This is a genomic window from Geodermatophilus ruber (genome assembly GCF_900114385.1).
GTDB lineage: Bacteria > Actinomycetota > Actinomycetes > Mycobacteriales > Geodermatophilaceae > Geodermatophilus > Geodermatophilus ruber.
In genome coordinates this window covers 434,135-458,822 of record NZ_FOSW01000002.1, presented here as the reverse complement: position 1 = coordinate 458,822, position 24,688 = coordinate 434,135, and the positions used below count along the sequence as shown (strand labels likewise).

Sequence of the window (24,688 nt, the reverse complement as noted above, 5' to 3'; positions counted from 1 at the left end):
GCCCCTCCCATGACCGACGCGACCGCCCCCTACGACGCCACCACCGCCTCGGCGGCCTACCGCAGCGCCCTGCAGGTCATCGGCGCCGTCGAGCCCCGCGTGGCCGCAGCCATCGGCGCCGAGCTTGCCGACCAGCGGGCCTCCCTCAAGCTGATCGCCAGCGAGAACTACGCCAGCCCGGCGGTGCTGCTCACCATGGGCAACTGGCTGAGCGACAAGTACGCCGAGGGGACCGTCGGGCACCGCTTCTACGCCGGCTGCCAGAACGTCGACACCGTCGAGGCGCTGGCCGCCGAGCACGCCCGGGAGCTGTTCGGCGCCCCCTACGCCTACGTGCAGCCGCACTCCGGGATCGACGCGAACCTGGTCGCCTTCTGGGCGGTGCTGGCCTCGCGGGTGGAGTCCCCCGCGCTGGAGAAGGCCGGCGTCCGGCACGTCAACGAGCTCACCGACTCCGACTGGGCCGTTCTGCGCCGCGCCCTGGGCGACCAGCGGATGCTCGGCATGTCCCTGGACGCCGGGGGCCACCTCACCCACGGCTTCCGCCCCAACATCAGCGGCAAGATGTTCGAGCAGTCCTCCTACGGCACCGACCCGGAGACCGGGCTGCTGGACTACGACGCCGTCCGGGCGCGGGCGAAGGAGTTCCGCCCGCTGATCCTCATCGCCGGCTACTCGGCCTACCCGCGCCGGATCGACTTCGCCAGGATGCGCGAGATCGCCGACGAGGTCGACGCCACCCTCGTCGTCGACATGGCCCACTTCGCCGGGCTGGTCGCCGGCAAGGTGTTCACCGGCGACTTCGACCCGGTGCCGCACGCGCACATCGTCACCACGACCACCCACAAGTCGCTGCGCGGGCCGCGCGGCGGCATGGTGCTGGCCCAGCCGGAGTTCGCCGACGCCGTCGACCGCGGCTGCCCGATGGTCCTCGGCGGCCCGCTCCCCCACGTCATGGCGGCCAAGGCCGTCGCCCTGGCCGAGGCCCGGCGCCCGGAGTTCGCCGGGTACGCGCGGGCGGTCGCCGACAACGCGGTCAGCCTGGCCGAGGGGCTCACCCGCCGCGGCGCCCGGCTGGTCACCGGCGGCACGGACAACCACCTGGTGCTCATCGACGTCTCCAGCTACGGCCTCACCGGGCGGCAGGCGGAGTCGGCCCTGCTGGATGCCGGCATCGTGACCAACCGCAACGCCGTCCCGGCCGACCCCAACGGCGCGTGGTACACCTCCGGTGTCCGGATCGGCACCCCGGCGCTGACCAGCCGCGGCTTCGGCGCGGCGGAGTTCGACCGCACCGCCGAGCTCATCGTCGACGTCCTCTCGGGCACCACCCCGGCGGCCACCCGCGACGGCGGCGTCTCCAAGGCCAAGTACGCGATCACCGACGGCCTGGCCGACCGCACCCGCGCGGCCGCCGCCGAGCTGCTGGCCGCGCACCCGCTGTACCCGGGGCTCGACCTCGCCTGACGTCGTCGGCGGGCCCGGCGTGGCCGGTGGGGCGAGTGCTCCCCGCGTGACCGGGGACGCCCGCGTGTGCGGGCCGCGGGAGACGCCGGGGCTCATACACTCGACCGAGTGGACGCCGCCGTGACCGACCCCGTGGTCGGCCTCGTTCTCGAGGGGCGCTATCGCCTCGAGGAGCGGCTGGCCCGCGGCGGCATGGCCACCGTCTACGCCGCCACCGACCTGCGGCTGCACCGCCCGGTCGCGGTCAAGATCATGGCCGAGCACCTGGCGCACGACCCGACGTTCGTCGACCGGTTCACCCGCGAGGCGCGGGCCGCCGCGATGCTCAGCCACCCCAACGTGGTGTCGGTCAGCGACCAGGGCAGCGACCAGGGCCTGGTGTTCCTGGTCATGGAGCTCGTCCGCGGCCGCACGCTGCGCGACCTGCTCCAGGCCCGCGGCCGGCTGACCGTCGGCGAGGCCTTCGCCGTCCTCGAGCCGGTGCTGTCCGGGCTCACCGCCGCCCACCGGGCCGGCATCGTGCACCGCGACATCAAGCCCGAGAACGTGCTCATCGGGCAGGACGGCGTGGTCAAGGTGGCCGACTTCGGTCTGGCCCGCGCGCTCACCGGCACCGGGCAGACCAGCCACACCGGCGGCGTGCTCATCGGCACCGTCGCCTACCTCTCCCCCGAGCAGCTCGAGCGCGGCAAGGCCGACGCCCGCAGCGACGTCTACGCCGCCGGGGTCGTGCTCTTCGAGATGCTCACCGGCCACCCGCCCTACGGTGGCGACACCCCGCTGGCCGTGGCCTACCAGCACGTGCACCACGACATGCCCACCCCGTCCGACGAGGTGCCCGGCATCCCCTGGCAGGTCGACGAGCTGGTCGCCCGCACCACCCGGCGCGACCCCGTCGTCCGGCCGCTGGACGCCGGGGCGTTCCTGGCCGACCTCCAGGACGTGCGCAGCGACCTGGGCGTCGAGCGGGTGCCGGTGCCCACCGGCCGCAGCGCCGGCCCGGGCACGCTGCGCCCCACCAACCGGCCCACCCGGCCGCGGCACCCGAGCGAGCCCGGGCGGGAGAGCGACCCGGGCACCGAGGTGCTGGGCGGCACGGGCACCCGGCCCGGGCGCGGGTCGCGCACCTCGATGCTGCCCGGCATGGGCGCCGGCCCGACGGCCGACGTCGGCGGCCGGCGCCCACCCCTGGAGCACACCCGGCCCGGCGTGCCGCAGCACATCCGGCGCCGCCGGGCGCGGCTGGCCGTCGCGATCGTGCTGCTGCTCGCCGTCACCATCGGCGCCGTGGGCTGGTGGCTGGGCTCGGGCCGGTGGACCGCCGTCCCCGACCTCGTCGGGAAGGACCAGGAGGCCGCGATCGGCCTGCTCCAGGAGGCGGGGCTGGACCCCGACTGCTGCGACGAGGAGTTCAGCGAGGAGGTCGCGGAGGGCGTCGTCATCGCCGCCGAGCCCGAGGCCGGGGAGGCCATCCGCGGCACCGACGTCCGGCTCACCGTCTCCAAGGGCCCCGAGCGCTTCACGGTCGACCCCGCATCCATCGGGCGCCCGCAGGAGGAGGTGCTCGCCGGGATCGAGGGAGTCATCCCGGTCCTCGTCGAGGTGGTCCAGGACTACGACGACGACATCCCGGTCGGCCACGTGACCGGGTTCGACCCCGAGGCCGGGACTCAGCTGCGGCGCGACCAGCCCCTGCGGGTGTTCGTCAGCCGCGGGCCGGCACCGGTGGCCGTCCCCGACGTCGTCGGGCTGTCCCCGGAGGCGGCGACCACCAACCTGCAGAACCTCGGCTTCGTCGTGGCCCGCGCCGAGGGCCGCAGCTCGGCGGTCGACACCGGCGAGGTCATGGCGGTCGACCCCGGCCCCGCGGCCGGCCCGGTGGCCTTCGGCAGCACCGTGACGATCACCGTGTCGGTCGGCGTGCCCCAGGTGACCGTGCCCGACGTGACCGGCCGCAGCGAGGCGGAGGCCGTCGCCGCCCTGCAGGGCGCCGGCCTGCGCGCCGACGTGCAGACCTTCATCACCGGCGACCGCGTCTACCGGCAGCGCCCCGCCGCCGGCGAGGTGGTCGACGAGGGCACGACCGTCAACCTCTTGTTGAGCTTCGGATAGGGCTGAACTGTTGCGTACACCCACGGGTGTGCCACCGATCGGTGCGCACATCCAGATCAAGGGCGGCCTGGCCAAGGGCGGCCTCGCCTACACCGACGCCGTCGGCGCGCGGGCCGTGCAGGTCTTCGTCGGCAACCCCCGCGGCTGGAAGCTGACCGCCGGTGACCCGACGCAGGACACGCTGTTCACCGCCGGCTGCGCCGAACGCGGGGTGCCCTCGTTCATCCACACGCCGTTCCTGGTCAACGTCGGCTCCCCCACCGAGGCCACCGTCGAGCAGTCGATCGCCTCGATCGCCCACAACCTGGCCCGCGGTGCCCAGCTGGGGTGCCGGGGCGTGGTGGTGCACGCCGGCTCGGCCGTCGGCGAGGACCGCTACGCGGACGCGCTGCGCCAGCTGCACGAGCGGCTGCTGCCCGTCCTGGAGGCCGCCCCGGACGACGGCCCCCGGCTGCTGATCGAGCCGACGGCCGGTGGCGGCAAGGCCCTGGCCGCCACCGTCGAGGACCTCGGCCCGTACCTGGCGGCGCTGGAGAACCACCCGCTGGTCGGTGTCTGCTTCGACACCTGCCACGCCTGGGCGGCCGGGCACGACCTCGCCGTCCCCGGCGGGATGACGGCGACCCTGGACGCGCTCGAGGCCACCGTCGGCCCCGGCCGGCTGGGCCTGGTGCACGCCAACGACTCCCTCGACGAGTGCGGGTCCAAGCGCGACCGGCACGCGACCATCGGCGCGGGCACGATCGGCGGCGGCGCGTACGGCACCGGCCCGTTCGCCGAGCTGCTGGCGCACCCGTCCATGGCCGGCGTCCCGGTCGTCGTGGAGACGCCCAGCGAGCTGGACGGGTCGCCGTCGGCGGGGCACGCCCGGGACATCGCGCTCCTGACCGAGCTGCGGGACGCCGGGCTGCCGGAGTCCGACGCCGCTGCCTGACCCGCCGGCTCAGGCCTACGACCGATGTCTCGGTGCGTATCCGCACGAAAACCCTTGGCAGTCAGGTGAGCCTGGGCTAACTTAGGGGTGCCTTCCTTCCCCAGTCCTCGGGAGCGCCCCGTGTACGTCTGCATCTGCTTCGCCGTCAGCGAGAACCAGCTGGCCGACGTCATCGCCGACGGGGCGCGGACCGAGGAAGAGGTCGGCGACGCCTGCGCGGCCGGTACCGGCTGCGGCAACTGCCTGGACCGGATCTGCGACCGCCTGCGTGCGGCCGACCCGCTGCACGGGCTGGCATTCGGCCAGGCTGCCGCCTGAGCCCAGGCTCGCCTCACGAAGGGCTGCCTGAGTTCGGCCGCCCTCTCCGGGCCTGGTTAGCCTCGGCGTCAACCGCATCCCGAGGAGGCCACATGCAGGGCGACGCGCGCGTGATCGAGCTGCTCAACGAGCAGCTGACCAGCGAACTGACCGCCATCAACCAGTACTTCCTGCACGCCAAGATGCAGGAGAACTGGGGCTACAACAAGCTGGCCGAGTACACCCGCAAGGAGTCCATCGAGGAGATGACCCACGCGGAGAAGCTCACCGACCGGATCCTGTTCCTCGAGGGCCTGCCCAACTACCAGAAGCTGCTCGCCCTGCGGATCGGCCAGACCGTCCGCGAGCAGTTCGAGGCCGACATGGCCATCGAGCTGGAGGTCGTCGAGCGGCTGCGGCCGGCGATCGCCTACTGCGACCAGGTCGGCGACCGCACGAGCAAGAACCTCTTCGAGGAGATCCTCGCCGACGAGGAGCACCACATCGACTACCTCGAGACCCAGCTGCACCTGATGGACACCCTCGGGGAGCAGCTGTACCTGGCCGGGCAGATCGAGCACCCGACCACCGGCGCCGACTGAGCCCTCGGAGACCGAGCCCCCGGACGACGACGGGCCCGTACCTCTCGCAGAGGTACGGGCCCGTCGTGTCACAACAGCTCGGCCAGCACGTCCGCGGCCCGCTCCACGCCGGCGCGATCGACGTCCAGGTGGGTCACCAGCCGGATCCGGCGCTCGCTCACCTGGGAGACCAGCACGCCGCGAGCCCGCGCGGCCTCGGCGATCACCGCCGCCGGGACGTCGTCCAGCACCACCATGTTGGTCTCGACCGACGCCGGGTCGACGCCGAGCCGCTTGGCCAGCATCCGCGCGTGCTCGTGGTCCTCGGCCAGCCGGTCCAGGTGGTGGTCCAGCGCGTGGAGCCCGGCGGCGGCCAGGACGCCGGCCTGCCGCATCCCGCCGCCCAGCCGCTTGCGCCACAGCCGGGCCGTGGCGATCCGCTCGGACGACGACACCAGCACCGAGCCCACCGGCGCGCCCAGCCCCTTGGACAGGCACACCGAGGCGGTGTCGGCCAGCCGCCCGTAGGTCGCCAGGTCGATGCCGGAGGCCACCGAGGCGTTGAACAGCCGGGCGCCGTCGAGGTGCACGGCCACCCCCGCCTCCCGCGACCACTTCCACAGCCGCTGCAGCTGGTCCAGCGGCTGCACCAGCCCGCCGCCGCGGTTGTGCGTGTTCTCCACGGCGATCGCCGCGGTGGCGGTCAGGTGCCAGTTCCCGCGCGGGCGCACCTGCGCGATGAGCTGGTCGGCGTCCAGCCGGCCCCCGTCCGAGACGACCGTGCGGGTGGAGAGGCCGAAGACCGCCGCAGCGGCACCCATCTCGTAGGTGACCACGTGCGCGTCGGCGTCACAGAGCACCTCCTGGCCGGGCTCGCAGACCAGCCGCATGCCGATCTGGTTGCCCATCGTCCCGGAGGGGACGAACAGCGCCGCCTCGTGGCCCATCAGGCCGGCCACCCGCTCCTCCAGCGCCCGGACCGTCGGGTCCTCGGCGTAGACGTCGTCGCCGACCTCCGCCTCGGCCATCGCCCGGCGCATGGCCGGGGTCGGCGTCGTGACGGTGTCGCTGCGCAGGTCGACGACGGCGGGGCGGGAGGGGGCAGCCAGGCCGGCAGCGGTCATCAACCGCGCAGCATCTCGGCGACGAGGAAGGCCAGCTCCAGCGACTGACCGGTGTTCAGTCGCGGATCGCAGGCGGTCTCGTACCGGCTGTTGAGATCCTCGTCGCTGATCTCCATCGCGCCACCGAGGCACTCGGTGACGTCCTCACCGGTGAGCTCGACGTGGATGCCGCCGGGCCAGGTGCCCAGGGCCCGGTGCACGTCGAAGAAGCCGAGCACCTCGTCGACGATCCGGTCGAAGTGCCGGGTCTTGTACCCGGTCGAGGACTCGTGGGTGTTGCCGTGCATCGGGTCGCACTGCCACACCACCTGGTGGCCACTGGCGGTGACCTTCTCCACGATGCCCGGGAGGACGTCGCGGATCTTGCCGTTGCCCATCCGGCTGATCATCGTCAGCCGGCCCGGGACGCCCTCGGGGTCGAGGCGCTCGACCAGCTCGACGGCCTGCTCGGGGGTCGTGGTCGGGCCGATCTTGACGCCGATCGGGTTCGCGATCCGCGACATGAACTCGACGTGCGCCCCGTCGAGCTGACGGGTGCGCTCGCCGATCCACACGAAGTGCGCCGACGCGACGTACGGGCGGCCGTCGTGCAGCCGCACCAGCGCCCGCTCGTAGTCGAGGATCAGCGCCTCGTGGCTGTTGTAGAGCTCGACGCCGCGCAGCGCGGTGTCGTCCACGCCGCAGGCCTTCATGAACGCCAGCGCCCGGTCGATCTCGCGGGCGATCACCTCGTAGCGCACCCCGGCCGGGGAGTTGGCCACGAAGTCCTTGTTCCAGTCGTGCACAGCGTGCAGGTCGGCCAGGCCGCCGCGGGCGTAGGCGCGGATCATGTTCATCGCGGCCGCGGAGTTGGCGTAGGCGCGCACCAGCCGGTTGGGGTCGGGGATGCGCTGCTCGAGCACCGGCTCCAGCGCGTTGACCATGTCGCCGCGGTAGGACGGCAGCCCGAGCGCGTCGGTGTTCGACGACCGCGGCTTGGCGTACTGCCCGGCCACCCGGCCGACCTTCACCACCGGCACGCTGGCGCCGTAGGTGAGGACGACGGCCATCTGCAGCAGCGTCCGCGTGGTGCTCTGCAGGTGCGCGTCGGTGTTGAGGTCGAAGGTCTCGGCGCAGTCACCGCCCTGCAGCAGGAACGCGCGGCCCTGCGCCACCTCGGCCAGCCGCGCCCGCAGCTCGTCGACCTCGCCGGGCGCCACGATGGGCGGCACGGTGGTCAGGGTGGACAGAACGCTGTCCAGAGCGGCGCGGTCGGGCCACTCCGGCTGCTGGGCGGCGGGCAGCTCCCGCCACCGGTCCAGACCGGGGACCGACTCAGCAGATTCGGAAAGTGTCACCTCCCGAGGGTACGGCGGGCCCCTGCCCGAACCGAAGAAGACCTTCTCAGCCGAAGAAGACCTCCACCTCGGCGTACCGCTCCGGCGGCACCAGCTTCAGCCGGGCGGTGGCCGCCGACAGCGGCACGCGGACGATGTCGGTGCCGCGCAGGGCCACCATCACCCCGGACTGCCCGTCGTGCACGGCGTCCACCGCGCCCAGCCCGAACCGGGTGGCCAGCACCCGGTCGAACGGCGAGGGGGTCCCGCCCCGCTGGACGTGCCCGAGCACCACCGCGCGCGCCTCCCGGCCGGTGCGCTCCTCGATGACCGAGGCCAGCGCGGTGCCGATGCCGCCGAGCCGGACGTGGCCGAACGCGTCCTTCTCCCCCGTGGTCAGGACCATGTCCCCGCCCTTGGGCGTCGCGCCCTCGGAGACGACGACGATCGGCGAGTAGCCGGAGTCGAAGCGGTGCTGGCAGTGCGCGACGACCTCGTCGACGTCGAAGGGCTGCTCGGGGATGAGCACGACGGTGGCGCCCCCGGCCATGCCGGCGTGCAGCGCGATCCAGCCCGCGTGCCGGCCCATGACCTCGACCACGAGCGTGCGGTGGTGGCTGTCCCCGGTGGTGTGCAGCCGGTCGATGGCCTCGGTGGCCACGCCGACGGCGGTGTCGAACCCGAAGGTGTAGTCGGTGGCGTCCAGGTCGTTGTCGATCGTCTTGGGGACGCCGACGACCCGGACCCCCGCCTCGGAGAGCCTGGTGGCCACGCCGAGGGTGTCCTCCCCCCCGATCGGGACGAGCGCCTCGATGCCCAGCCGCTCGAGGTTGGCCATGACCCGGTCGGCGCCGCCCTCCATCGCGTAGGGGTTGGTCCGGGAGGTCCCCAGGATGGTGCCGCCCCGGGGCAGGATGCCGCGCACGGCGGAGAGGTCCAGCGGCACGGTGTCGGCGTCCAGCACCCCGCGCCAGCCGTCCCGGAAGCCGACGACCTCATCACCGTGCACCGTGACGCTCTTGCGGACCACGGCCCGGATGACCGCGTTCAGGCCGGGGCAGTCGCCGCCGCCGGTCAGGATGCCGATGCGCATGTACGCCCTCCGCGGGAACAGCTCTCGCAGCTCGGTCGGTTGCTGGGCGCCATGATGCCGCAGGACAGGGGAACGCACCCGCGCACCGCCTGTTCGCCGCGACGGGTGCCACCGGCGCCCACGGGGGGCGGGTGGCCCGGGCACTGGCCGGGCGGGACGACGCCGGTGACCTACGCCGAGCAGACGGCCGAGCAGGCGTGGGCCGCGCGGCGCCCCCTCGGCCCGGACCGGGAGGTGGAGGGCTGGGTGAGCAGCTACCTGGCGCTCGCCGCCGGCGAGCTGGCCGCGGTGACCGACGTGGTCCCCGCGCTCACCGGGCACCCGGCGCGCACGGTGGCCGAGCACCTGCGCGCCCACCCCGAGGACTGGGCGGCGCTGCGCGGCTGACCCGCGCCGGCCGGGTCACCAGGTGCGGTTGCGCCCCGTGCCGAGGTGCTCCTGGGGGGCGTCGTCGCCCGACTCGAGCCACCGCTCGACCCCCGCGGGGTCCCGCCGGGACAGCTCGTCCAGCAGCACGCCGCGCAGGTGCACGACCCGCTCCTGCCGCGCCGGGTCGGTCGCGGCGCCCAGGGCGGCGCTGCTCTCCTGCCACGAGGAGATCAGGGCCCCGGTGGGCAGGCGGGGGACGCTGCGCGCCAGCTGGGTCAGGTCGTTGCCGGTGGAATTGCCCGGCCCGGTCAGCCGGTCGGTGAGCAGCACGAGGATGCAGGCGAGCAGCGCGAGGAGGACCCACGGCCCGAACACCCCGAGCCGGCCGACCCCGGCACCGACCGGCATCAGCACCGCGCCGGCGGCCACGGCCAGGCCCACCGTGCGGCGGGCCGAGGCCAGGGCGGGGAAGCCGGGCACGAGGACGGCCGCCATCGCGCCGGCGAAGAGGGCGGGCAGCGGCACGGTCAGGAGCAGCATGGCCGGCGACATCGCGCCCGCGCCCACGAGGGCGAGCATCCCGACGGCCGCGGGGACGACGAGCCGGTTGAGGCGGACCAGGACGCGGCCGATGTTGCGGACGGCGTGGGCGGGGCCGGGGCTGGGCACGGCAGCAGGCATGGCGGTACTCCGAGACGGTGTGCGCGGGATCACCACTGACAGTGGTGCGGCAGTTACAGCTACTCTGCCCCGCCGCCGCCGGGCCGCACCGGGGTCGCAGCGGGCATCGTTCTCGGCTCATTCCCTGCCGGGTCCCGGAAAACGAGACCGCGTGGTCCGCCGGGCCGCCCGTCCCGCCGGCGGGCGACGCCCAGGCCAGTCGAGCAGCCGGGCCGCGGTGACCGCGAGCAGCAGCGTCAGGTGGTCGGCCGGATCGGCCGCGTCGCGGCCGGTGAGGTCGGCCACCCGCCGCAGCCGGTAGGTCACCGCCCGGACGCTCAGGTGCAGCCGGCGGGCCGTCTCGGCCGCGTTGCCGCCGGTCGCGAAGTAGGCCTCGAGGGTCTGCAGCAGGGGCTCGGCGCCACCGCGGGCGCCGGTGAGCGGACCGAGCACCACCTCCACCAGGTCGGCGGTCGCGGTCTCGTCGCGCAGCAGCACCCGGTAGGCCAGCAGGTCCCGGGCCCGCGCCACGGGCTCGGGCAGCGCGAGCCGCTCGCCCAGCCCGAGCGCCTCGACCGCCTCCCGGTACGAGCGCGGCACCCCCTGGGGGCCGGCGTGCGGGCGCCCCACCCCGACCCGCCAGTCCGGCCGCCCGGTCAGGCGCCCGACCACCGGCCCGGCCAGCTCGGCCAGCGCGTCGGCGGCCGGGTCCGGCCCGCGATCCGCGTCGTCCGCCGGTGGGGAGGAGAGCAGGCAGACCAGGCGCCCGTCCTTGGCCGCGACGAGGAGGCCGCGGTTCCCGATCCGCGCCCGGGCCTCGTCGACCACGGCGGAGAGCCGCATGCCGGCGTCCACCGGCCGGTCGGTGCCGGCGACGACGGCGACGTGCGTCGCGGCGAGCCGGAGGCCGAGGGGCTCGCCGCGCCGGACCAGCGACCCCACGTCGGACCGGCCGCTGAGCAGGTCGTCGAGGAACTCCTGCCGGAGCGCCTCCTCCCGGCGCACCGCGGCCGCGAGCTCCTCGGCGTGCCCGCCGGTCACGGCCGCGAGCGCGGTGTCCGCGGCGCGCCACACGGCCTCGCCCATCGCGATGAGTTCACCCGCCGGCCGCGGCGGGTCGCGGGCGGCGTCCAGCAGGACCGGCAGGTGCGGCCACAGCCGCGCCGAGGCGGTCATGTACAGGTCCACCAGCGCCGGCAGCCCGACCCCGTCCCCGGCCGCCTCCGCGCCCAGCCGCCGGCACTCCTGTTCCTCGGCCGCGCTCAGCCGCCGGCCCGTGCGCGCCACCTCGAGCAGCGCGGTCAGGTAGCCGCCGAGCAGGGACGGGGGGAGGCCGTTCCGCTCGGCGGCGGCGCCGGCCAGCTCGCCGAGGATCGCCGCCACGGTGCCGTCGGCCGACCCGCTCATGGCGGCACTGTTCTCCCCCGCCGGCCCCCGCGGCCAGCCCCGGCGGTGCGGGCCGGAGCCGGCCGCCTTCTGCGCCGGGGGGTCCGGTGCGACGCTCGTGGTGTCCCACGGGGGCCGCGTCCCGAAAGAAGACGATCATGACCGTGCCGGTCACCCCGCTCGCCGACCTGGCCGACCCGCACCCCGCGCTCGCCGCGCTGCGCGAGGACGGCCCGGTGCGCCGGCTCGACCTGCGCATGGGTCTGCCCGTGTGGGTGGTCGCCCGGTACGACGACGTCCTGGCGGCGCTGTCCGATCCGCGGCTGAGCAACGACCCGCACCACGCCGGCGCGCTCACCGAGCTGCTGCGCGGGGACTTCCTCAGCCGCAGCATGATCGGCACCGACCCGCCGGAGCACACCCGGCTGCGCCGCCTGGTGTCCAAGGCCTTCACCGCCCGCCGGGTGGAGGGCCTGCGGCCGCGGGTCCGGGAGATCACCGATGCGCTGCTCGACCGGATCACCCCCCGAGGCGGCGCCGAGCTGGTCGGCGAGTTCGCGCTGCCGCTGCCGGTCACCGTGATCGGGGAGCTGCTCGGCGTGCCGGAGGGTGACCGGGACCGCTTCCGGGGCTGGACCGACGAGATGCTGGACCGGCCGTTCGACCCGCGCAGCGACATGGCCCGCGTGACGGCGGCGCGCGAGCGGATGCACGGCTACCTCGCCGAGCTGGTGGCCGCCAAGCGGGCCCGGCCCGCGGACGACCTGCTCACCGACCTGATCGAGGTGACCGACGAGGGCGAGCGCCTGGACGGCCAGGAGCTCATGGCGATGATCTTCCTGCTGTTGATCGCCGGCTACGTGACCACGGTCGGCCTCATCGCCAACGGCACGCTGGCGCTGCTGCGCGCCCCCGACCAGCTCGACCGGCTGCGCGCCGACCCGACGCTGGTGCCGCAGGCGGTCGAGGAGCTGCTCCGCTTCGACGGCCCGGTCAACCCCGGGCTCACCCGGTACGCCCTCGAGGACCTGGAGATCGGCGGCGCGCGGATCCCGCGCGGGGACGTGGTGCTGCTGGCCATCGCGGCGGCCGACCGGGACCCCGACCGGTTCCCCGATCCCGACCGGCTCGACGTCGGCGCCACCGATCCCGGCCACCTGGCCTTCGGCCACGGCGTGCACTACTGCCTGGGGGCGCCGCTGGCCCGGCTGGAGGGGCAGGTCGCGTTCACCGCACTGCTGGCCCGGCTGCCCGGCCTCGCCCTCGGCGTCGACGAGGACGAGCTGCGGTGGACCGGCGGCGGCGTGCTGCGTGGCCTGCGCGAGCTGCCGGTGACCTTCACGCCCACGCCCACGCCCACCCGGGCCGGCTGAACAGCCGCGCGGCCGGTCACACCCCGACGGCGCCGCCGATCCGCCGGGCGTGGGCGATCTCGGCCTGCCACGGCCCACAGGTCAGCGAGGCTCGGCAGCTTCCATCGCCCGCCAGCGGGCCAGGTTGTAGCGGGCGTCGACCAGCGCGTCGTGGGTGCCCTCCGGCTTGGGCGGCAGCGGCGGCCGGCCACGGTCGTCCCACCGCTGGCGCAGCTCGCGGGTGAACCGCGGGATCGGCCGCGGCAGCGCCGGCATGGCCCCCCACAGCTGGCACAGCGCCACGTGGTCGTAGGCGGCGAACCAGGCCCACAGCTCGATCTTCTCGCCCGGGCCGGTGAGGAAGGCCAGCAGGTCGTCGCGGATCTGCTGGCGGCTGCGCCAGGCGCGGTCGGCCGGTGAGGGCAGCTGGTCGAGCACGTTGCGTCGCACCCAGGGGATCGCCTTGCCGGGGTCGAACTCGGTGCTGACCGCGTAGAACTCCCGCCCGGTCTCGTCCACGACGGCGATGGACACCAGGTCGATCGTGACGCCGTCCTCGATGAACTCGGTGTCGTAGAAGAACCGCCGCACGACGCCCACCGTAGGCGCGGGGTTAGGTTGCCCCCATGCCGGTGCTGGCGATGGATGCGGGGACGACCCGGGTGACCGCACTGGTCATGGGCGAGGACGGCGCCGCCCCCTCCCGCGGCGACCGGGAGTTCGAGCCGGACCCCGGGCGCCGGGACGACGGCCGGCGCGCCGGGGGGTGGGCGTCGTGACCGCCGGCAGCACCGACCGGCACGCCGACCTCCCCCTGCGGAACGACGACCTGGTCGAGTTCCTGCTGGCCCGCTTCGACGAGGACGAGGAGGCCGCGCGCTTCGTCCAGCTCAGCCCGGCCCCGACCAACCAGGCCCTGGTGTCGCACGTGCTGCGTGACGCCGAGGCCAAGCGGCAGCTGGTCGAGTACTTCCGCGATCTCGAGCAGCGGGGACAGCGGGGCGCCACGATGGAGCACGCGCTGCGGCTGATCGGCCAGACCTACGCCGATCACCCGCACTACCGCGACGAGTGGCGCCCGGTCCCGTCATCCTGAGCGCCCCGGGGATCGTCGTACGGGTGCGGCGGGGCCGGTTGCGCTCCCGCCGGCCGGCTCAGCTCCGCTGGTGGCCGGCGGAGTGGCGGCCGAACTCCTGCCCGTCCAGCGCCGCGATGTCCCGCTCGAGCTGCGGCACGCGGGCGGCCGAGAGCCTCATCGCCACCTTCTCCGCCAGCGCGCCGGTGACCAGCTGCCGCAGCGCGGCGACCGTGCCCACCGAGCGCGGCACGAACACCCGGCGGCCGCGGGTCTCCAGGTTCTCGAGCAGCGCCTGCGCGCACGCTTCGACCGAGGTGTAGGCGCCGAGCGGGCCGGGCAGCTGCCGGCGGGTGGCCGCGAAGGTCGGCAGCACGGCCTCGATGTCGCGGACCAGGTCCGTGTCGATCCAGGTCGGGTGCGCGCTGGCGACGGTGACCCCGCGGTGGGCGACCTCCAGCCGCAGCGCGTCACCGAACCGCTCGAGGCCGGCCTTGGCCGCGCAGTAGGCGCTCATCCCGGGCAGCACCGTGAACGCCGCCGCGGAGCTGACCAGCAGGACGTGGCCTTCGCGCTTCGCGATCTCGGGCAGCGCCGCGTGCGCGGTGAGCATCGCGCCGATCAGGTTCACCTCGATGGTGCGCGCCAGCGCGTGCGCGGAGCTGGTCATCACCGTGCTGAGCGGCGCGATCCCGGCGTTGGCGACGACGACGTCGAGCCCGCCGAAGGTGTCGACCGTGCGCTGCACCGCGGCCGCCAGCGCGTCGGCGTCGGTGACGTCGGCCTCCACCCACAGGTGCTCGGGGCCCAGCTCGTCGGCGACCCGCGCCAGCAGCTCGGGCTCGAGCCCGACCAGCGCCACGCGCGCGCCGCGGGCGGCGGCCCGGCGGGCGAGCTCGGCGCCGATGCCGCGGGCGGCTCCGGTGATCAGAACGGCCTGACCGGCCAGGGACGTGCGGGGACGGCGCGCCATCGGGTCTCCTCCGACCTCAGCTGTCGAATTGAGCACTGCTCAAGAGACGTTGTAGCTTGTTGACCGTTGCTCAGCAAGCCGGGACGACGAAGGAGCCGAACGGTGACCAGCACGCTCGAGAGCCAGCCCGCCCCCGCACCGGCCGGCGCACCCGCCGTGCGGGAGGTGCGGGTCGCGATCATCGGATCGGGCTTCGCCGGCCTCGGCATGGCGATCGCCCTGCGCAACCGCGGCGAGCAGGACTTCGTCGTCCTCGAGCGGGCCGGCGACGTGGGCGGCACCTGGCGGGACAACGCCTATCCCGGCGCCGCGTGCGACGTGCAGTCCAACCTCTACTCGTTCTCCTTCGCGCCCAACCCGGACTGGCCGCGCTCCTACTCCGAGCAGCCGGAGATCCAGGCGTACCTGCAGGGGACCGCGGACCGGTACGGCGTGCGGGCACACTGCGTGTTCGGTGCCGAGGTGACCGCCGCCCGGTGGGACCACACCGACCGGCGCTGGCACGTGACGACGACGGCCGGTGAGTTCCGCGCCCGGGTGCTGGTCTCGGCCGCCGGCGCGCTCGCCGACCCCACCTACCCCGACATCCCGGGGCTGGCCTCCTTCACCGGCACCGTCATGCACTCGGCCCGCTGGGACGCCGACCACGACCTGGCCGGCGAGCGGGTCGCCGTCATCGGCACCGGCGCCTCGGCCATCCAGATCGTGCCGGCGATCCAGCCGCAGGTCGCCGGGCTCACCGTCTACCAGCGCACGCCTCCGTGGATCGTGCCCCGCACCGACCGCCCGGTGCCCCCGTGGAAGCAGCGGCTCTACCGGCTGGTCCCCGGCCTGCAGAAGAGCGTGCGCGGCCTCCTCTACCTCACCCGCGAGCTGCTCGTCGTCGGCATGGCCAAGAACCGCCGCTTCCTCCGGCCGGTCGGCAGGCTCGCCCGCGCGCACCTGCACCGGCAGGTCCGCGACCCGAAGCTGCGGGCGGCGCTCACGCCGGACTACACGATCGGCTGCAAGCGCATCCTGATCAGCAACGACTACTACCCGGCGGTCGCCGCGCCGAATGCCGAGCTGGTCACCGCGGGCATCGCCGAGGTCCGGCCGCGCTCGATCGTCACGCAGGACGGCATCGAGCGGCCCACCGACACCATCGTGCTGGCCACCGGCTTCCACGTGACCGACCTGCCGATCGCCGGGCGCATCACCGGCCGCGACGGCCGCACCCTCGCCGAGGTGTGGGCCGAGGGGATGGTGAGCAATCGGAGCACCGCGGTGGCCGGCTTCCCCAACCTGTTCCTGCTGGTCGGGCCGAACGTCGGCGTCGGCCACACCTCGATGGTCTACATGATCGAGTCGCAGCTGGCCTACGTCGACGACGCGCTGCAGACCATGACCGCCGAGGGCCTGGAGGTCCTCGAGACGACGCCCGCGGCACAGCAGGCCTACCGCGAGCTGATCGCCCGGAAGTCGCAGGGCACCGTGTGGCTGGCCGGCGGCTGCGCCAGCTGGTACCTCGACCGGCACGGGCACAACACCACCCTGTGGCCGGACTTCACCTTCCGGTTCCGGAGACTGGTGCGCAGGTTCGACCGGGAGAACTACGTGGGGCTGCGGGCCGAGGCCCGCACCCGGCAGGAGGTGGCCGCGTGAGAACCCCGACCCTCCGCCGCACCGTCGCCGTCGGCACGCCGGACGGCGCCCTCCTGCACGCCACGGTCGACGGCGCCGACGACGCACCGGTCACCCTCGTCCTGGCCCACGGCTGGACGCTCGCCCAGGCCGCCTGGGACGACCCGGCGGAGCTGCTCGCCCCGCGGGTGGCCGCCGGGGAGCTGCGCCTGGTCCGTTACGACCAGCGCGGGCACGGCCGCTCCAGCTGGGGCTCCTCATCGATCTCGATCGCCCAGCTGGGTGTCGACCTGGCCGCCGTCCTGGAACAGCTGGCGCCGTCCGGCCCGGTCGTCCTGGGCGGGCACTCCATGGGCGGCATGACGATCATGTGCCTGGCCGCCGCCCGGCCCGAGCTGTTCGGTGACCGGGTGCGCGGGGTGGCGCTGGTGGCCACCTCCGCCGGCGACCTGCAGCCGGCGCCCCGGACCCGCGCCGAGCGGGTGCGCCAGCGGCTCACCCCGGGCGCCCTCAGGGCCGCACAGGCCGGCGCCCGGGTGGTGGAGCGGCTGCGGCAACTGGTGCCGCCGGACCACCCGCGCCACCGGGCCATCGTGCGCGGTCTGCTCTACGGCGCCGATGCGACCGAGGAGATGGTCCGCGCCGGCGCGGTGATCATGCACGCCAGCACGGTGCGTGCCTTCACCGCGTTCCTGCCGGCGCTGGGCGACCACGACAAGCGCACCGAGCTGGCGGCGCTGGCCCGCGTGCCGGTGGAGATCCTCGTCGGCGACACCGACAAGCTCACGCCGCTGCGGCACAGCCGGCAGCTGGCCGAGGTGCTGCCCGGCGCGGCCCTGCACGTGGTGCCGCGGACCGGGCACATGCTGCCCCAGGAGCGCCCGGAGCTGGTCACCGCGGCGCTGCAGCGGCTGCTGGACGCGGCGGTCCCGGACCGTGCCGCCGCCTGAGCGGTCCTCCGGGGCCGGGCCGCCCCGCGCCCGCCGCTCGGCCGGCGACCGGCGGGCGCAGCTGGTGGCGATCGGCCTGGAGCTGCTGCCCACCACCCCGGTGCAGGAGCTCACCATCGACGAGGTGGCCCGCCGGGCCGGGATCAGCCGCAGCCTGCTGTTCCACTACTTCCCGTCCAAGCGGGACTACTACACCGCGGTCACCCGCGCCGCCGCCGACCTGCTGCGCGCCCACCTGACCCCGCGGCCGGGCGCCCCGCCGCAGGAGCAGGCCGCGGGCATGCTGGACCGCTACGTGGGCTGGGTGGAGACCTACCGGGAGAGCCACATCGCGTTCGTCCGCGGCGCCGCCGGCGGGGACCCGTGGGTGGCCGAGGTCTACGAGGAGACCCGCGAGGCGCTCGTCGACCTGGTGGTCGGTGCCCTGCAGCTGCCCGACGACGCGCTGCGCCGGCAGCTGGTGCGGGCCTGGTTCGCCTTCACCGAGGACCTGGTCCACCAGTGGGTGCGGGACCCGGCGACGTCCCGCCCGGAGCTGCTTCGGCTGCTCACCGACGTCCTCGACCGCCTCCTCGACCGCTGACCCCGGCCGGTTCGCGCCACAACCGTCCGGGGCTCAGCCGGCGAGGGACTCCGGGGCGCGGTCGGCGGCCTCGTCCGAGGGCGGCAGCAGCCGGCTGAGCACCTCGGAGGCCGACGCACCGGTGGCGCCCATCGACTTCTTCACCGCGGCGCCGTAGACGTCGACGTACTCCTGCCCCGACAGCGTCATGATCTCGTACATGATCTCGTCGGTGATCGACCGCTCGACGAACCGGTCCCCCGCCAGCCCCTCGTAGCGGCTGAAGTCCAGCGGCCGGCCGAACCGCACGCACACCTTCGGCAGCTTGTGCCCCACCAGCGGCAGCCGCCGCGGCCGGTAGATCATCGCCACCGGCACCACCGGGACGCCGGCCTCCAGCGCCATCCGGGCCACCCCGGTCTTGCCGCGGAAGAGCCGCCGGCCGTCGGGCGAGCGAGTGCCCTCGGGGTAGATGCCGAGCAGCTTGCCCTCGCGCAGGATGCGCCGACCGGTCCGGATCGCGTCCTCCGCGGCCGAGGCGCTGCTGCGGTCGATCGGCACCTGGCCGGCTCCGGAGAAGAAGGCCCGCTGGAGAAAGCCCTTGATCCCTGAGCCGGTGAAGTACTCGGCCTTGGCCAGGAAGGTCACCCGCCGGCGCAGCGACAGCGGCATGAAGATCCAGTCGGCCGCGGACAGATGATTGCTTGCCAGGATGGCGGCACCGGTGCGGGGCACGCTGCCGGTGCCCTCCGCCCGGGGGCGGAACACCAGCTTCACGACCGGGCCGATCGCCACGAACTTGAGGAACCAGTAGAACAACACGCCTCCCTCGGGGGCTGCCAGACTAAGGAGCCCGGCGGCCGATGGACAATTGCGGGTCCGCGCGCCTCCGGTGCACCCGCTCGCCCAGCCGGTCGGCACCGCGGCCGACGCCGAGGAGGACCTTCGTGCCCACTGACCAGGCGCCCCCAGCCGCCGTGCGGCCCGGCGCCGAGCCGTTCGCCTTCCCCGGCGGCGCGGCCGGCGGGGGCACCGGCGTGCTGCTGGTCCACGGGTTCACCGGGTCGCCGTTCAGCATCCGGCCGTGGGGCGAGCACCTGGCCGCCGCGGGGTTCGCCGTCCGGGCGCCGCTGCTGCCCGGCCACGGCACCCGCTGGCAGGACTGCAACGCCAGCACGGAGGAGCAGTGGCTGGCCGCCGTCAGCGGCGCCCTCGACGAGCTGGCCGCCGAGTGCGACCGCGTCGTCGTCGGCGGCCTGTCGATGGGCGGCACCCTGGCGATCCGCCTCGCCGAACTGCGCCCGGACGACATCGCCGGCCTGGTGCTGGTCAACCCCTCCCTGCTCACCGAGCGGCTGGACGCGAAGCTGCTGCCGCTGCTGGCCCGGCTGACCCCCCGCTGGAAGGCGATCGCCGACGACATCAAGAAGCCCGGCGTCACCGAGCGCGCCTACGCCGCGCTGCCCACCCGCGCGGTGCTGGGCCTGCGGCGGCTGTGGACGGCGACCCGCGCGGACCTCGCCCGGGTGACCGCTCCCCTGCTGGTCTTCCGCAGCGTCACCGACCACGTCGTCGAGCCGGCGTCGGTGCGGGTGCTCCTGGCCGGGGTCTCCAGCACCGACACCACCGAGGTGCTGCTCGAAGACAGCTACCACGTCGCCACGCTGGACAACGACGCCCCGCGAATCTTCGCCGGGTCGGTCGACTGGATCCGGGCGCGCGTGCCCGCCACCCGCGACGGGGCGCCGTGAGCGGCCGGGGACGGCGCGACAACGGGCTCGACGCCACCCTCTGGACGCCGTTGCGCGACGTCGACCCCCGCGTCGGGGAGCTCCTGCTCGACCTGCTGCGCGAGGTGGGCATCGCCGCCTACCTGGAGCCGTCGGCCGACGTCGAGCCATACACCCGCACCGTGTCGCTGCCCAGCCCGCCGACCGACCGGCTGTTCGTCGACCGCGCCCGCAGCCGTGAGGGTCGCGTGCTGGTCGACCAGCACGTCGACGAGCACCACCCGGAGCCGGCGGCGGGCCCGGACCGCCGGGTATCCCGGCAGGAGGTCGACGAAGACGCCGAGTGGGCGCGCATCGTGGCCGCCTTCGAGGCCGAGAACGGCCGCACCGTCGTCCGGGAGGAGCCCGCCGCGGGTTCGCCACCGGCGCCGGCCGAGCCGTCGGTGCTCGATCTGCCCGAGGAGCACTACGAGCCGCCCCCGCCCCCGCCGCTGCCCGCGCCGTCCCCGCGGTCCCTGTACGCGGTGCTGCTCGTCGCCGTGGGCCTGGTGCTGCTGGCGGCCCCGCGGGTGCTGGGGCTGTCCTCCGACACCGGCCTGGTGCTGGGCGTCGCCGCGATCGCCGGCGGGGCCTGGCTGGTCGTGTCCCGGATGCGGGAACGGTCGGTGGACGACGGGGACGACGGCGCCGTCGTCTGATCGTCGGCGGCTACGGCTCCCCTAGCCTGCGTCGGGTGGACCCCGTGCCGCACGCCACCACCGTCACGCTGACCGGCCACCTCATGGACACCGGCATCCTGGCCCGGGTGCTCGACGACGTCCTGGAGTACGGCGGGGACTACCTGATCGAGCACCTCGACGTGGGCCGGCAGCACGCGGACGAGTCCCGGGCGCTCGTGCGGATCAGCGCGCCCGACGCCGAGCTGCTCGAGCGGATCGTCATGCGCCTGCAGACCCACGGCGCCAACGCCGTGGACCCGGGCACGGCGACCCTGCGCCCGGCGCCGACCGACGGCGTCTTCCCCGAGGACTTCTACTCCACCACCAACCTCCGCACCTACGTGCGGCTGGACCGGGAGTGGCTGCCGGTGGACCGCGCCGAGATGGACTGCGGCCTGGTCGTCGGCGAACGCGACGGCCGGGAGGGTGGGCGGATCCTCGTCCGCACCGTGCCGGTCAGCGACGTGCGCGCCGGCGAGCAGGTGGTCTGCGGGGCCCACGGCGTACGGGTGGAGATGCCCCCTACCGTGGCCCGCGGGGACGAGGAGGAGTTCAGCTTCATGTCGTCGGCCGCGTCGAGCGAGAAGCCGCAGGTGGTGCTGGTCCGGCAGATCGCCGAGCGGATGCGCGAGGTGCGGGCCGCGGGCCAGAAGGTGCTCTGGGTCGGGGGGCCGGCGATCGTGCACACCGGCGCCGCCCCGGCGATGGTCCGGCTGGTGGAGGCCGGCTACGTCGACATCCTCTTCGCCGGGAACGCGCTGGCCACCCACGACATCGAGTCGGCCCTGTACGGCACCTCCCTGGGGGTCGACCTGGCCAAGGGCGCGGGGGTGCCGCACGGGCACGAGCACCACATCCGGGCGATCAACACCATCCGCCGGGCGGGGTCGATCGCCGCCGCCGTCGACTCCGGCGTGCTCACCGGCGGGGTGATGCACGCGATGGTCCGCGCCGGCAAGCCGTTCGTGCTGGTCGGCTCGGTGCGCGACGACGGCCCCCTGCCGGACGTCCACACCGACGTGCTCGAGGGGCAGCGGGCGATGCGCGCCCACCTGCCGGACGTCGGTTTCGCGATCATGCTGGCGACGATGCTGCACGCGATCGCGACGGGGAACATCCTCCCCGCGGCGGTGCCGCTGGTGTGCGTGGACATCAACCCGGCGACGGTGACCAAGCTGGCCGACCGGGGCAGCGCGCAGGCGACGGGGATCGTCACCGACATCGGCCTGTTCCTGGAGCAGCTGGCCCGCGAGCTCACCTGAGCGGAGTGGGTTCGTCCGCGTGACGCGGACGAACCCACTCCGCTCAGACCTCGTCGTCGGCGACCGCGCGGCGGACCAGGTCGGCGGCGCCCACCAGCCCCGCCTGGGCGCCCAGCCGGGCGGCGACCACCCGCGGTCCGGGCCGGAAGCCGCGGCCGGGCAGCGCCCGCCGCAACCGCTCCCGCGCCGGGGCGAGCAGCATCTCGCCGAGCACGCTGACCCCGCCGCCGATGACGACGACCTCCGGGTCCAGGACGGCGGCCAGGTCGGCGATGCCCTGCCCGAGCCAGTGCCCGACGTCGGCCAGCAGCTCCAGCGCCAGCGGGTCCCCCTCGGCCGCGGCCGTCGCCACGTGCTCACCGGTCAACCGGTCGGCGTCGTCGTCCACCCGCTCCAGGAGCAGCGCGGCCGCGGCCGGGGAGTTGCGGGCCACCTCGCGCGCGGTCTGGCCGAGCGCGGTGCCGCTGGCGTACTGCTCCCAGCAGCCGCGGTTGCCGCAGGCGCACAGCCGGCCGTCCGGGACCACCCGCATGTGGCCCCACTCCCCCGCCACCCCGTGCGCGCCCCGCTGCAGCCGGCCGTTCATCACGATGCCGCCGCCGATGCCGGTGCCCAGGGTGATCATCAGCGCGAGGTCGGCGCCTCGGGCGGCGCCGTAGCGGTACTCGGCCCAGGCGGCGGCGTCGGCGTCGTTGCCCACCCACATCGGCTGCTGCAGCCGCGCGGCGAGGTCCTTGCGCAGCGTCGAGTTGCGCCAGGCCAGGTGCGGGCTGAACAGGACGGTGTCCCCGGTCCGGTCGAACCAGCCGGCCGCCCCGATCCCGACGCCGACCACCGGCGCCGACCGTGCTCCCGCCAGCTCCTCGACCACCGCGGCGATGGCGTCCTCGGTCTCGCTCACCGACGCACCCGGCGTCGCCCGCCGGGCCGTGGCGAGGACCGTGCCGTCGGGGGCGACGAGGCCCCCGGCCACCTTCGTGCCCCCGACGTCGATGCCCAGCGCGGGCAGGTCGGCGGCCCCGCTCTCGACGGCCACTCAGGCGATCTCGATCCGCTGCACCGCCGAAGGGCCGCCCCCCGGCGGCTCGGGCTCCCCCGCGGTGTCCGGCCCGGGCTCCTCCGCGGTCCCCGGCTGGGCCTGCGCCGCGGGGGCCGGGGACTCGGCGTACGCCCGCAGCGCGGTGGCCGCGCTGCTCAACGCGTCGGCCAGCGCCGCGGTGATCTCCGGGCGCTCGCCGCGCAGCACCGCCGCGGCCTGGCACAGCGGGCACCAGCGGCAGTCGCTCCCGTGCTGCGCGTCGGCGCCCGGACTGCGGAGGCTCTCGCCCAGCGTGTGGCCCAGCCCGGAGACCAGCCGGCGGGCCTGCTCCACCCAGTCGGATCCGTCGGTCATCGGTCACTCCCCTCGGCGGCCAGCAGGTCGGCCGGCCACTGGTGCGGATCGGGCGCGAAGGAGACATCGAGCCGGGCCGCGGCGGTGCCCGGGTCGGCGAGCCGGCCGGCGGTGACCCGGCAGCGCCGCAGGAGCGGGTCGAGCCGGATCGACCGGCGCGCTCCGGCGACCGTGACCACCAGGTCGTCCTCCCACCGGGTCAGCTCCAGGCCGTCCCGCTCGGCCCAGGGCAGCGGGACGGCCAGCCGCCAGCCATCGGCCACCCGCTCGGCCGCCGGGGCCCTGGGCGGCGCCGGGACCCGGCCGGCGCCGCCCTCGGGCAGCAGCCCGGCGAGGGCCTGCGCCCCGGCCGGGACCTCGGCCGCCTCCTCGACGCGGTGCACCGGGGCGAGACCGGCCAGCTCGGCGAGGACGGCGTCCTGCTCGGCGGCCCGCCGCGCCCACCACGCGCCGGCGCCACCGGCCGGCAGCACCCGGGCCAGGACGGCGCTGGGCCGCTGGCCGTGCAGCGCCAGCACGGTCACCGCCGCCCGCAGCCGCGCGACGGCGTCCGGCCGGGGCACGGCGACCAGCTGGATCTCCGTGGTCGCCGGGTCGGTCAGGGTGAGCCGGCCGAGCAGCTCCTCGAGCCCCGGGACGGCGGCCAGCACGACGTCGGCCGGGCCGGGGCGGGCCGCCCCGCTGCGGACGGCGGCCGTGCGGAGGGCACCGAGCATGCGCAGCCGGGCCGGCAGCGCCCGGTCCAGCCACCACCGCAGCGCCCCGGGGAGGGCGACGAGTGCGGTGGCCGACTCCAGCGGGCCGGCGTCCAGGACCACCGTGTCGGCCTCGTCCCCCGCGGCGGCGCGGGCCAGCCGGGCGAGCAGCGCGAGCTCGCCGGCACCGGGCAGCGGCACGACCGAGCTCGCCGGGGGCAGGGCCAGGCCGGCCGCGGCGGCGCTGCCGGTGATGGAGGCCCACAGCGCCTCCAGCGCGCCCAGCGGCTCGACCCGGTCGACCGCCAGCCCCGCGACCGCCGCCAGGTCGGACCGCTGCGCGCCGGGGCGGGTGAGCAGGAGCGTGCGCCGGCCCGAGCGGGCGGACCGCACGGCGGCCGCCGCGGCGAGCGTGGAGGTCCCGGCCCCGCCGGGACCGGTGAGGAGCAGCGTGTGCACCGGGCCGCTCAGCCCTCGACGCGCTTCTTGAGCTCCTTGAGCGCGGTGTCCAGGATGACCTTCTCCGCCTTGCGCTTGATCATCCCGAGCATCGGGATGGACAGGTCGATGGCGATGGCGTAGGTGACCTCGGTGGTGCCGGGCGCGGTCTCGACCAGGGTGTAGGAGCCCTGCTGGCGCTTCTGCATCTGCCCCTGCACCAGGGTCCAGGACACCGACCGGTCGCCGTCCCAGGTGTAGTCGAGGACGTAGTCGTCCTTGACCGCACCGGCGTCGAGCACGAAGTGGACCCGCGTGGCCCGGCCGTCGGCGCCGGTCCCGAGCACCTCCACCTTCTTCGTGGCGGCCACCCACTGCGGGTAGGCCGGGAAGTCGGCGATGACCGCCATGACGTCGGACGGCGGCGCCGCGACGGTGATCGACTGCGTGGACTGGTCGGCCATGGGCAGCAGGCTAACCGTTCGCCGACGCCCCGCGTGCCGACCGTCACTTGCTGCGCTACTCATGGGTAGAACCAGCCGTTAGATTGTCGAGACGACCCTGCACCGGGGCCGCG

At 75.1% G+C, this 24,688-nt stretch carries 27 protein-coding genes; 15 read left to right on the top strand and 12 right to left on the bottom strand.

Annotated elements, in window-relative coordinates; genetic code table 11:
• Nucleotides 1–9: 9 nt before the first annotated feature.
• From BMZ50_RS04845 to bfr, 5 genes are all read left to right on the top strand, one after another.
• Nucleotides 10–1,467 (top strand): glycine hydroxymethyltransferase, encoded by a 1,458-nt coding sequence (locus BMZ50_RS04845; protein WP_091321767.1) that lies wholly within the window; start codon nucleotides 10–12, stop codon nucleotides 1,465–1,467.
• Nucleotides 1,468–1,575: 108 nt separating this feature from the next.
• A complete protein-coding gene (pknB, locus tag BMZ50_RS04840) occupies nucleotides 1,576–3,579 on the top strand; it encodes a Stk1 family PASTA domain-containing Ser/Thr kinase (protein ID WP_091321765.1) in 2,004 nt (667 codons plus the stop codon).
• Nucleotides 3,580–3,607: 28 nt separating this feature from the next.
• Nucleotides 3,608–4,513 (top strand): deoxyribonuclease IV, encoded by a 906-nt coding sequence (locus BMZ50_RS04835; RefSeq protein ID WP_091321763.1) that lies wholly within the window; start codon nucleotides 3,608–3,610, stop codon nucleotides 4,511–4,513.
• Between the two features lie 120 nt (nucleotides 4,514–4,633).
• On the top strand, nucleotides 4,634–4,831 hold the full coding sequence (locus BMZ50_RS04830; RefSeq protein WP_091321761.1) for a (2Fe-2S)-binding protein: 198 nt from the start codon (nucleotides 4,634–4,636) through the stop codon (nucleotides 4,829–4,831).
• A 92-nt stretch (nucleotides 4,832–4,923) separates the two neighbouring features.
• Nucleotides 4,924–5,412: a bacterioferritin gene (bfr, locus tag BMZ50_RS04825; RefSeq protein ID WP_091321759.1), complete on the top strand. Its 489-nt coding sequence runs from the start codon at nucleotides 4,924–4,926 to the stop codon at nucleotides 5,410–5,412.
• Nucleotides 5,413–5,480: 68 nt separating this feature from the next.
• Here the strand turns inward: bfr and BMZ50_RS04820 are convergent, their stop codons facing one another.
• Genes BMZ50_RS04820 through BMZ50_RS04810 form a run of 3 tightly spaced genes read right to left on the bottom strand, consistent with a single transcriptional unit; the run spans nucleotide 5,481 to nucleotide 8,924 of the window.
• Nucleotides 5,481–6,515, bottom strand: coding sequence for a threonine aldolase family protein (locus BMZ50_RS04820; RefSeq protein ID WP_091321757.1), 1,035 nt, complete (start codon nucleotides 6,513–6,515; stop codon nucleotides 5,481–5,483).
• A complete protein-coding gene (locus BMZ50_RS04815) occupies nucleotides 6,515–7,852 on the bottom strand; it encodes a class II 3-deoxy-7-phosphoheptulonate synthase (protein ID WP_091321755.1) in 1,338 nt (445 codons plus the stop codon). Before BMZ50_RS04815 ends, BMZ50_RS04820 begins: the two co-directional genes overlap by 1 nt.
• Before the next feature lie 46 nt (nucleotides 7,853–7,898).
• Nucleotides 7,899–8,924, bottom strand: a complete 1,026-nt coding sequence (locus tag BMZ50_RS04810; protein WP_091321753.1) for a 6-phosphofructokinase — start codon at nucleotides 8,922–8,924, stop codon at nucleotides 7,899–7,901.
• Between the two features lie 165 nt (nucleotides 8,925–9,089).
• Here BMZ50_RS04810 and BMZ50_RS04805 point away from each other — a divergent pair, with 165 nt between their 5' ends.
• Complete coding sequence (locus BMZ50_RS04805; protein ID WP_091321751.1) at nucleotides 9,090–9,311, top strand: hypothetical protein; 222 nt, start codon at nucleotides 9,090–9,092, stop codon at nucleotides 9,309–9,311.
• A 15-nt stretch (nucleotides 9,312–9,326) separates the two neighbouring features.
• On the opposite strand, the gene BMZ50_RS04800 is transcribed toward BMZ50_RS04805, so the two are convergent.
• Nucleotides 9,327–9,974: a hypothetical protein gene (locus tag BMZ50_RS04800; RefSeq protein WP_143087081.1), complete on the bottom strand. Its 648-nt coding sequence runs from the start codon at nucleotides 9,972–9,974 to the stop codon at nucleotides 9,327–9,329.
• 117 nt (nucleotides 9,975–10,091) lie between these two features.
• Nucleotides 10,092–11,360, bottom strand: coding sequence for a PucR family transcriptional regulator (locus BMZ50_RS04795; protein ID WP_091321747.1), 1,269 nt, complete (start codon nucleotides 11,358–11,360; stop codon nucleotides 10,092–10,094).
• Between the two features lie 137 nt (nucleotides 11,361–11,497).
• Here BMZ50_RS04795 and BMZ50_RS04790 point away from each other — a divergent pair, with 137 nt between their 5' ends.
• On the top strand, nucleotides 11,498–12,712 hold the full coding sequence (locus tag BMZ50_RS04790; protein WP_091321744.1) for a cytochrome P450 family protein: 1,215 nt from the start codon (nucleotides 11,498–11,500) through the stop codon (nucleotides 12,710–12,712).
• Between the two features lie 81 nt (nucleotides 12,713–12,793).
• On the opposite strand, the gene BMZ50_RS04785 is transcribed toward BMZ50_RS04790, so the two are convergent.
• Nucleotides 12,794–13,282: a polyadenylate-specific 3'-exoribonuclease AS gene (locus tag BMZ50_RS04785; protein WP_091321740.1), complete on the bottom strand. Its 489-nt coding sequence runs from the start codon at nucleotides 13,280–13,282 to the stop codon at nucleotides 12,794–12,796.
• Nucleotides 13,283–13,317: 35 nt separating this feature from the next.
• Here BMZ50_RS04785 and BMZ50_RS23995 point away from each other — a divergent pair, with 35 nt between their 5' ends.
• Complete coding sequence (locus BMZ50_RS23995; protein ID WP_177212638.1) at nucleotides 13,318–13,470, top strand: hypothetical protein; 153 nt, start codon at nucleotides 13,318–13,320, stop codon at nucleotides 13,468–13,470.
• Complete coding sequence (locus BMZ50_RS04780) at nucleotides 13,467–13,787, top strand: DUF6221 family protein (protein WP_143087080.1); 321 nt, start codon at nucleotides 13,467–13,469, stop codon at nucleotides 13,785–13,787. The genes BMZ50_RS23995 and BMZ50_RS04780 overlap by 4 nt, the downstream gene beginning before the upstream one ends.
• Before the next feature lie 58 nt (nucleotides 13,788–13,845).
• Here the strand turns inward: BMZ50_RS04780 and BMZ50_RS04775 are convergent, their stop codons facing one another.
• Nucleotides 13,846–14,739: a short-chain dehydrogenase/reductase gene (locus tag BMZ50_RS04775; protein WP_091321736.1), complete on the bottom strand. Its 894-nt coding sequence runs from the start codon at nucleotides 14,737–14,739 to the stop codon at nucleotides 13,846–13,848.
• A 102-nt stretch (nucleotides 14,740–14,841) separates the two neighbouring features.
• Here BMZ50_RS04775 and BMZ50_RS04770 point away from each other — a divergent pair, with 102 nt between their 5' ends.
• From BMZ50_RS04770 to BMZ50_RS04760, 3 genes are read left to right on the top strand one after another with little or no spacing between them, the layout of a single operon-like run.
• Entirely contained in the window at nucleotides 14,842–16,383 is a 1,542-nt protein-coding gene (locus BMZ50_RS04770; RefSeq protein ID WP_091321734.1) for a flavin-containing monooxygenase, read from the top strand.
• Nucleotides 16,380–17,312, top strand: a complete 933-nt coding sequence (locus tag BMZ50_RS04765; protein ID WP_091321731.1) for an alpha/beta fold hydrolase — start codon at nucleotides 16,380–16,382, stop codon at nucleotides 17,310–17,312. The genes BMZ50_RS04770 and BMZ50_RS04765 overlap by 4 nt, the downstream gene beginning before the upstream one ends.
• Nucleotides 17,299–17,895, top strand: coding sequence for a TetR/AcrR family transcriptional regulator (locus tag BMZ50_RS04760; protein WP_091321729.1), 597 nt, complete (start codon nucleotides 17,299–17,301; stop codon nucleotides 17,893–17,895). Before BMZ50_RS04765 ends, BMZ50_RS04760 begins: the two co-directional genes overlap by 14 nt.
• Nucleotides 17,896–17,928: 33 nt before the next feature.
• Here BMZ50_RS04760 and BMZ50_RS04755 read toward each other — a convergent pair whose 3' ends face one another.
• The gene (locus BMZ50_RS04755) at nucleotides 17,929–18,696 is read right to left on the bottom strand and encodes a lysophospholipid acyltransferase family protein (protein ID WP_245753351.1); all 768 of its coding nucleotides are present in this window, start codon (nucleotides 18,694–18,696) and stop codon (nucleotides 17,929–17,931) included.
• Between the two features lie 125 nt (nucleotides 18,697–18,821).
• Here BMZ50_RS04755 and BMZ50_RS04750 point away from each other — a divergent pair, with 125 nt between their 5' ends.
• The 3 genes from BMZ50_RS04750 to BMZ50_RS04740 are packed head-to-tail and all read left to right on the top strand — an operon-like array spanning nucleotide 18,822 to nucleotide 21,585.
• On the top strand, nucleotides 18,822–19,625 hold the full coding sequence (locus tag BMZ50_RS04750; protein WP_245753349.1) for an alpha/beta hydrolase: 804 nt from the start codon (nucleotides 18,822–18,824) through the stop codon (nucleotides 19,623–19,625).
• Nucleotides 19,622–20,302: a hypothetical protein gene (locus tag BMZ50_RS04745; protein WP_091321724.1), complete on the top strand. Its 681-nt coding sequence runs from the start codon at nucleotides 19,622–19,624 to the stop codon at nucleotides 20,300–20,302. The genes BMZ50_RS04750 and BMZ50_RS04745 overlap by 4 nt, the downstream gene beginning before the upstream one ends.
• 35 nt (nucleotides 20,303–20,337) lie before the next feature.
• The gene (locus tag BMZ50_RS04740; RefSeq protein ID WP_091321723.1) at nucleotides 20,338–21,585 is read left to right on the top strand and encodes an ornithine cyclodeaminase, nickel-pincer nucleotide-dependent; all 1,248 of its coding nucleotides are present in this window, start codon (nucleotides 20,338–20,340) and stop codon (nucleotides 21,583–21,585) included.
• 43 nt (nucleotides 21,586–21,628) lie between these two features.
• Here the strand turns inward: BMZ50_RS04740 and BMZ50_RS04735 are convergent, their stop codons facing one another.
• From BMZ50_RS04735 to BMZ50_RS04720, 4 genes are read right to left on the bottom strand one after another with little or no spacing between them, the layout of a single operon-like run.
• Nucleotides 21,629–22,621, bottom strand: a complete 993-nt coding sequence (locus BMZ50_RS04735; RefSeq protein WP_091321721.1) for an ROK family glucokinase — start codon at nucleotides 22,619–22,621, stop codon at nucleotides 21,629–21,631.
• The gene (locus tag BMZ50_RS04730) at nucleotides 22,622–22,978 is read right to left on the bottom strand and encodes a hypothetical protein (RefSeq protein WP_091321719.1); all 357 of its coding nucleotides are present in this window, start codon (nucleotides 22,976–22,978) and stop codon (nucleotides 22,622–22,624) included. It abuts the gene before it with no gap.
• Nucleotides 22,975–24,132 carry an ArsA-related P-loop ATPase gene (locus BMZ50_RS04725; protein WP_091321717.1) on the bottom strand — a complete coding sequence of 386 codons (1,158 nt, stop codon included), beginning with the start codon at nucleotides 24,130–24,132 and terminating at the stop codon, nucleotides 22,975–22,977. The genes BMZ50_RS04730 and BMZ50_RS04725 overlap by 4 nt, the downstream gene beginning before the upstream one ends.
• Before the next feature lie 8 nt (nucleotides 24,133–24,140).
• Nucleotides 24,141–24,575 (bottom strand): SRPBCC family protein, encoded by a 435-nt coding sequence (locus BMZ50_RS04720; protein ID WP_091321715.1) that lies wholly within the window; start codon nucleotides 24,573–24,575, stop codon nucleotides 24,141–24,143.
• Between the last annotated feature and the right edge of the window lie 113 nt (nucleotides 24,576–24,688).